We start from the raw sequence: 6,842 nt of genomic DNA, 5'->3' as shown, positions 1-6,842 counted from the left end.
GGGTGGTGGGGGTGGTGGGGGTGGTGGCCGGGGTGGTGGGGAGGAGAACGGTCACGGTGATCCTGCCGTCGTGCGTGTGGGACGCGGGGACGGCGCGGACCGGACTCGACCGCGGAGGCCGTCAGCCGGGACGCGCGCCGGGGAGCCCACACAGCGCGCTCGCCTGCCGCCGCAGGTCGACGTGACGGCGGCGGCGCAGGAGCCGGGTCACGCGGTGGCCCCCAGCCGCGCCGGGGCGGGGAGCACCCCGAGGTTCTCCCGCAGCGTCGTGCCCTCGTAGGCGGTGCGGTAGACACCCCGGTCCTGGAGGGCGGGCACGAGCCGCGCGACGACGTCGTCGAACCCGTCGGGCACCGCGTTCGGCTGCAGGTTGAGGCCGTCGATCGCGCCCGCCCGCACGAAGCGAGCCAGTCGTCGGCGACCGCGGAGGGGGTCCCGACGAACTCGACCGTGTCGTTCAGGTGCAGCACCAGGTCGCGGATCGAGAAACCGCGTCGGTCGGCCAGGTCGCGCCACGCGGCCGCGGTGCGCCGGGGACGGTCGCTGGTGTTGACCACCCCATGGGTGATCGTCTGGACGGCGCTGACGGGGTCGTGCGCCGGCAGCGGGCCGTCGACGTCGTGGTCGGACAGGTCGTGGCCCCACACCGCCTCGACGACGGCCCGGATCCGCCGGTCGCTCCAGGTGCGGTCGCGGAACCAGCGGGCCTTGTCGCGGGCCTCGGCGTCCGTGTCGCCGAGGATGACCCGCGTCGCCGGGAAGATCTTCACGTCCTCGGCGGGGCGGCCGCGGCGGACCAGCCGGGCGCGGACGTCGGTGGCGAAGTCCAGGGCCTCGGGGAACCGCAGGTAGCGGGAGAAGATTCCCTGGGCGTGCCGCGCCGCGAACTCCCGGCCCTCGGGCGACTCGCCGGCCTGGAAGAGCACCGGGCGGCCCTGCGGGCTCGGCGGCAGCGACGGACGGGCGCGCCGGGCCCCGCGCACGACCTCCCCGATCGCGCCGGGCGCCGACCACGACGGGGCGTCCGCCGACGCCGCCGTGACGCCGTCCGGCCACGCCGACCACAGCGCTTCGACGGTCGCGAGGTGCTCCTCGGCGTAGCGGTAGCGGTCGTCGTGGGTCACGTCGCCGCCCCGCCGGAAGTTCTCGCCGGTCCAGTCGTTGTCGGTCGTCACCACGTTCCAGCCGGCGCGCCCGCCGGACAGGACGTCGACGGTGGACAGGCGCCGGGCGAGGTCGACCGGGTCGGAGAACGTGGTGTTCAGCGTGGCGACGAGCCCGATCCGCTCGGTCACCGCGGCGAGGTGGGCGAACAGCACGAGCTGGTCGGGACGACCGGTCACCGAGTGGTCGGTGATGCGGCCGAGGTGCTCGCGCAGCCGCTGGCTGTCACCGAGGAACAGGGTGGAGAACAGGCCGCGCTCGGCCGCGGCCGCGAGACGGCGCCACGCGGCGAAGTCGTAGTACACCTGTGGGTCGGCCTCCGACCAGACGTAGGCGGGGCCGAAGCCGAAGAACCCGGCAAGGTGCAGCCGGGCGTGCGGGCGGGCGGGTTCGGGTGCGGCCACGAGCGGCTCCTCTCAGGACGCGTACCGACCGGCCGGCCGCTCCAGGCCCAGCTGGTCGCGCAGGGTGTGGCCGGGCACGGGACGGCGCAGGTGGTGGCCGAGGCCCGGCAGGACCTCGTCGGCGAGGACCGCGCCGTCGACCTCGAGCACCGCGGGGATCAGACGCACCGCGTCGAAGCGGTCGGCGAGCCGGCGCAGCAGGCCGACCAGCCGCGCCGGGGCGCCGACGTGGCGCAGGCGCCGGTCGGGGCTCCAGGGGGCGTGGCGGTCCAGTGCGGCGAGCCGGTCGGCGGCCGGGGTGCCGCCCGCGTCGAGCACGACCTCGACCTCTGCGAGCGCGCGCGGCGCCTGCGACGGCGCGTCCAGCAGATCGTCGACCGACGGCGCGGCGACGACGTCCACGTCGACGAGATCGGGCGGCAGCGTCCCGACCGGGGCGAGCACCAGGACCTGCCCCTGCGGCGGGCGGGGCACCAGCGCCGGGCCGCGGATCGCGAACGACCGTCCGCGGAAGTCGACGTGGTGCACGCGGTCGGCGTCGAGGAACCGGCCGCTCGCCTCGTCGGCGATGATCGCGTCGTCCTGCCAGGAGTCCCAGAGCCGCCGGGCGGCGTCGACCACGTCGGCGGCCTCCCCGGCCAGGACCTCCGCGTCGGTCTCGTGCCGGAGGCCGTGCGCGGCGGCCCGGGCCGCGCCCGCCTCCGTGCCGAGCAGCCAGCCCGCCCGGCCCACCGAGGCGTGGTCGAGACCCGAGAGCTGGTTGGAGACTCCGAACGGCTCGGCGTGCGCGGCGGCGACCAGCGGCACCAGCCCGAGCGCCTCGGTCCGCGCGGACAGGAACGACGCCGCGGTGACCGGGTCGAACCGGCCCGCGACGCCCGCGCCGGGGTCGCCGGCCGTCGCGTCCGCGAGCGTGACGAAGGCGAACCCGGCGTCCTCGGCGCGCCGCCCCACGGCGGCGAGGTGACCCGGGGTCAGCAGGGCGTCGGGCGGGTGGTCGGCGAAGCGCCAGGCGGCGGGGTGGGCGCCGTCGCCATCGATCTCCAGTCCGACGGCGAGCCCGGTGGTCCTCGTCACTGCCGTCCTCCCGGAGCGCGCCGGGACGCGCCTACGGTGGACACGTCATGTCGATCAACGGAGGAGGACCCGTGGCGGAGCGCGTCGAGCTGCTCGAGGGCCTGCGCACGACCCCGGCGCGGCGGTACCTCGCGGCGACCCCGATCCCTGACGACGTCCTGTGGGAGCTGCTCGACACCGCCGTCCGCGGCCCGTCGGGTGGCAATCGCCAGGGCTGGGGCTGGGTCGTCGTCACGGACCCGGCGCTGAAGGCCCGCATCGCCGAGCACTACCGGCAGGGCTGGGAGAAGGTCTACGGGGTGCGCCGAGAGGAGCTGCTCGACCCGACCCGCGACGGCGCCGCGGACGGCCTGAGCCCCGCGTCCTTCCGCGCCGCCGACCACCTCGCGTACCACCTGGCCGAGGCGCCCGTGTTCGTGGTGCCGGTGCTCCGCAACGGCGCGGACTCGACCGACAAGCGGTTCGGGGCGTCGATCTACGGGGCGGTCCAGCAGCTGCTGCTCGCCGCGCGGGCGCACGGGATCGGTGGCGTGCTCACGTCGCTCCACCTGCTGTCGGGCGAGCGGGAGGTCGACGAGCTGCTCGGGCTGCCCGAGGACGCCGCGACGATGGGTCTGGTGCCGCTCGGCTACCCGGTGCGCGGACGCTGGTCGACGCCGCGGCGCCAGCCGGTCGAGCAGGTCGTGCACTGGGAGCGCTGGGGCGAGAACCGCGCGCGGCACTGAGGCCCTCACCCGGCCTCCCCGGCCGGCACCCGCCGCCCCGCGATCGCCGCGAGCAGCGTCCGCGTGTACTCGTGCTGCGGGTCGTCGAAGATGTCGGCGGTCGGCCGCAGCTCGAGCAGCCGGCCGTCGCGCATCACGCCCACGCGGTGCGCCACCCTCCGGACGACGGCGAGGTCGTGGGAGATGAACAGGAACGCGAGCCCGTCGCGCTCCTGGAGCTCGGCGAGCAGCTCGAGCACCTGGGCCTGCACCGACACGTCGAGCGCCGACACCGGCTCGTCGCACACGACGAGGTCCGGCGCCAGCGCGAGCGCGCGGGCGATGGCCACCCGCTGGCGCTGGCCGCCCGAGAGCTCGACCGGCCGGCGCTCGAGCGTCGCGACAGGCAGCGCGACCCGGTCCACGAGCTCCGCGGCCCGCGCCGCCTGCTCGGACGCCGACCCGACCCGGAACGCGCGGAGCGGCTCGGCGATCACCTCGCGGACGGTGAAGCGCGGGTCCAGCGAGGCGTAGGGGTTCTGGTAGACGAGCTGGGCGCGCCGGCGCAGCTGCCGCCACGGTTCGCCGCGGATCGCCGTGACGTCCTCGCCGTCGAGCAGCACCCGGCCGTCGGTCGGGGCGGCCAGGCGCAGCAGCAACCGCGCGGTCGTCGACTTCCCGGAGCCGGACTCGCCGACCAGCGCGAGCGTCTCCCCCCGCGCGATCGTGAACGACACGTCGTCCACGGCGCGCAGCGTCCCGCGGCGCCAGGAGCCGCCCGTACGCGGGAGCGGGAAGTCCTTGACCAGCCCGCGGACCTCGGCGATGGGGATGTTCCCGCCGGTCGGGGCCGCGAGCGGCGGGGGGTCGGTGACGGCGAGCCCGGGCGCCGCCGCGAGCAGCTCGCGGGTGTAGGCGTGCGCGGGTCCGGCGAGGATCTCCGCCGTCGGGCCCTGCTCGACCACGCGCCCGCCGGACATCACGACGACCCGGTCGGCGCGGTCCGCGGCCACCGCGAGGTCGTGGGTGATGAGGAGCAGGGCGCTGCCCGACGCCTCGCGGAGCTCGTCGAGGTGGTCGAGGATCTGGCGCGCGATGGTGGCGTCCAGCGCGCTGGTGGGCTCGTCGGCGATGAGCAGCCCGGGGTCGGCGGCGATCGCCACGGCGATGAGCGCCCGCTGTCGCATCCCGCCGGAGAGCTCGTGCGGATACTGCCCCGCGCGCACCGCGGCGTCGGGGAGCCCCGCCCGTTCGAGCAGCGCGACGGCCTTCGCCGGCGCCGAGCGGCGGTCGGCGAGCCCGTGGGTCCGCAGCACCTCCGCGACCTGCGCGCCGACCTTCTGCACCGGGTTCAGCGACACCGAGGGGTCCTGCGGGACGAGCCCGATGCGCGCGCCACGCACCGAGCGCCACTGCCGGTCGGTGCGCCCGACCAGCTCGTCCTCGCCCAGCCGCACGCTTCCGGCCCGCACCGCCCCGTTGTCCGGGAGCAGACCGATGATCGCCTGCGCGAGCGTCGACTTGCCGGACCCGGACTCGCCCACGATCGCGACGACCTCGCCCGGTGCCACGTCGAGGTCGACCCCGCGCACGGCGTCGACGGTCCCGCCGGACACGCGGTAGTCGACCTGCAGGTCCTTCACGACCAGGGAGCTCATCGGTCCCGCCCCCACTCGCCGTCGAGCGCCTTCGACACGCGGTTCACCGCGAGCACCGTCGCCGCGATCGTCAGGCCGGGCATCGCGCACATCCACCACGCGGTGGCCAGGTAGTTGCGGCCCTCGGCGACCAGCGACCCCCACTCCGGGGTCGGCGGCGGCGCGCCGTAGCCCAGGAACGACAGCGAGGAGACCGCGAGGATCGCGAGCCCGAACTCCAGCACGGCCAGCACCAGCACCGGGCCGGCGGCGTTGGGCAGCACGTGGCGGCCCAGCGTCACCCACCACCGCGTCCCGACCGCGCGGGCCGCCTCGACGTAGACGGTGCCGCGCACGCGCAGGGTCTCCGCCCGCATGACGCGCGCGAACTGGGCGACGCTCGCGACGCCCACGGCGACGGCCACGTTCGTCGTGCCGAAGCCGAGCGCGGCGATCAGCGCCAGGGCCAGCAGGATCGGCGGGATCGCGAGCAGGACGTCGACGACGCGCATCAGCCCCTCGTCGACCCAGCCGCCGACGAACCCGGCCAGCAACCCGATGAGCCCACCGACCACGAGCGCGACCGCCACCGCGATGAGCGTCGCCTGCAACGATAGGGCGGTGCCGTGCACGACGCGGGTCCACACGTCGCGGCCCAGGTAGTCGGTGCCGAACCAGTGCCCGGGGCCGGGCGGCAGCGAGCGGTCCCGGGGCACGGCCAGGTTCGGGTCGCCGGGCGCGAACAGCTGCGGGAACACCGCCGAGGCCAGCACGAACACGATCACGAGGACCGAGAGCACGAGCCCGGGACGGCGCCGCAGGAAGCGGAGGAGCCGGGCGCGGTCCGGCGCCGGTGGTTCCATCTGGAGGGGGGCACGATCCGGCCCACGGTCGAGGAGCTCGGTCATGCCGGCACCGCCTGTGAGACGCGTGGATCCAGCAGGGGGTAGAGCAGGTCGACGACGAGGTTGACCACGACGAACACGAACGCGGCGAAGAGCACGACGCCCTGGACCAGCGGGATGTCCTGGTCGGCGACGGCGGAGACCGTGATGCGGCCCAGCCCGGGCCGCGTGAAGACGGTCTCGACGACCACCGTCCCGGCCAGCAGGTTGCCCGTGACGTACCCGAGGACCGTCAGCGCGGGGATCGCCGCGTTGCCCAGCGCGTGCCGGAGATGGACCGCGAGCGGCCCGACCCCCTTCGCGCGGGCGGTGGTCACGTACGGCTCGGCGAGCGCCTGGTCCATGCTCTTGACCAGCACCTGCGCGATCAGCGCACCCGTCGGCAGCGCGAGGGTGATCGCGGGCAGGACCAGCGCCTCCGGCCCGCGGGCGCCGACCGCGGGCAGCCAGCCCAGCTGGAACGAGAACAGCTGGACCAGCATGAGGCCGACCCAGAACACCGGCAGCGACACCGCCAGCGACGGCAGCCCCATGAGGGCCTGGGCGAGCCAGCGACTGCGGGTGTACGTCGCCGTCAGGGCCACCCCCGCGCCGAGCAGCACCGCGAGGACGAGCCCCGCCGAGGCGATCTGCAGCGTGGGTGGCAGGGCCTCGCCGATCGTGCTGGTGACGGGCTGACCGTTGACGAAGGAGGTCCCCAGGTCACCCCGCAGCGCCGCCCACAGCCGTTCCAGGTACTGCACCGGCACCGGCGCGTCCAGCCCGTACTGCGCCCGCAACGCGTCGAGCTCGGCCGTCGTCAGCGTCGTGCCCTCGGACGCCCGCGCGACGAGCGTCGCGACGGGGTCGGCCAGCAGGTACAGGACGGCGAACGAGACGGTGTACGCCGCCCACATCACCCCGACGGCCGCCGCGAGCCGCCGCAGCAGGTACGGCCCACTCACGCGATCA

General features: G+C 75.7%; 6 protein-coding genes. 1 reads left to right on the top strand and 5 read right to left on the bottom strand.

What is annotated here, in order from left to right; genetic code table 11:
* Window positions 1-1,568, bottom strand: a 1,568-nt coding sequence (locus AC2A1K_RS20300) for an LLM class flavin-dependent oxidoreductase (protein WP_483898123.1), incomplete at its 3' end; no start/stop codon positions are given.
* A 12-nt stretch (window positions 1,569-1,580) separates the two neighbouring features.
* Entirely contained in the window at window positions 1,581-2,645 is a 1,065-nt protein-coding gene (locus AC2A1K_RS20295; RefSeq protein WP_483898122.1) for an LLM class flavin-dependent oxidoreductase, read from the bottom strand.
* A gap of 71 nt (window positions 2,646-2,716) precedes the next feature.
* On the opposite strand from AC2A1K_RS20295, the gene AC2A1K_RS20290 reads away from it, so the two are divergent.
* Entirely contained in the window at window positions 2,717-3,370 is a 654-nt protein-coding gene (locus AC2A1K_RS20290) for a nitroreductase family protein (protein WP_483898121.1), read from the top strand.
* A gap of 5 nt (window positions 3,371-3,375) precedes the next feature.
* On the opposite strand, the gene AC2A1K_RS20285 is transcribed toward AC2A1K_RS20290, so the two are convergent.
* Genes AC2A1K_RS20285 through AC2A1K_RS20275 form a run of 3 tightly spaced genes read right to left on the bottom strand, consistent with a single transcriptional unit; the run spans window position 3,376 to window position 6,835 of the window.
* A complete protein-coding gene (locus AC2A1K_RS20285; RefSeq protein WP_483898120.1) occupies window positions 3,376-5,007 on the bottom strand; it encodes a dipeptide ABC transporter ATP-binding protein in 1,632 nt (543 codons plus the stop codon).
* The gene (locus AC2A1K_RS20280) at window positions 5,004-5,849 is read right to left on the bottom strand and encodes an ABC transporter permease (RefSeq protein ID WP_483898129.1); all 846 of its coding nucleotides are present in this window, start codon (window positions 5,847-5,849) and stop codon (window positions 5,004-5,006) included. The genes AC2A1K_RS20285 and AC2A1K_RS20280 overlap by 4 nt, the downstream gene beginning before the upstream one ends.
* Before the next feature lie 41 nt (window positions 5,850-5,890).
* Window positions 5,891-6,835, bottom strand: a complete 945-nt coding sequence (locus AC2A1K_RS20275) for an ABC transporter permease (RefSeq protein WP_483898119.1) — start codon at window positions 6,833-6,835, stop codon at window positions 5,891-5,893.
* Window positions 6,836-6,842: the final 7 nt, after the last annotated feature.

Source organism: Actinomycetospora sp. 2LY8.5 (assembly GCF_057180585.1).
This window is presented reverse-complemented; position numbering and strand designations above follow the sequence as displayed.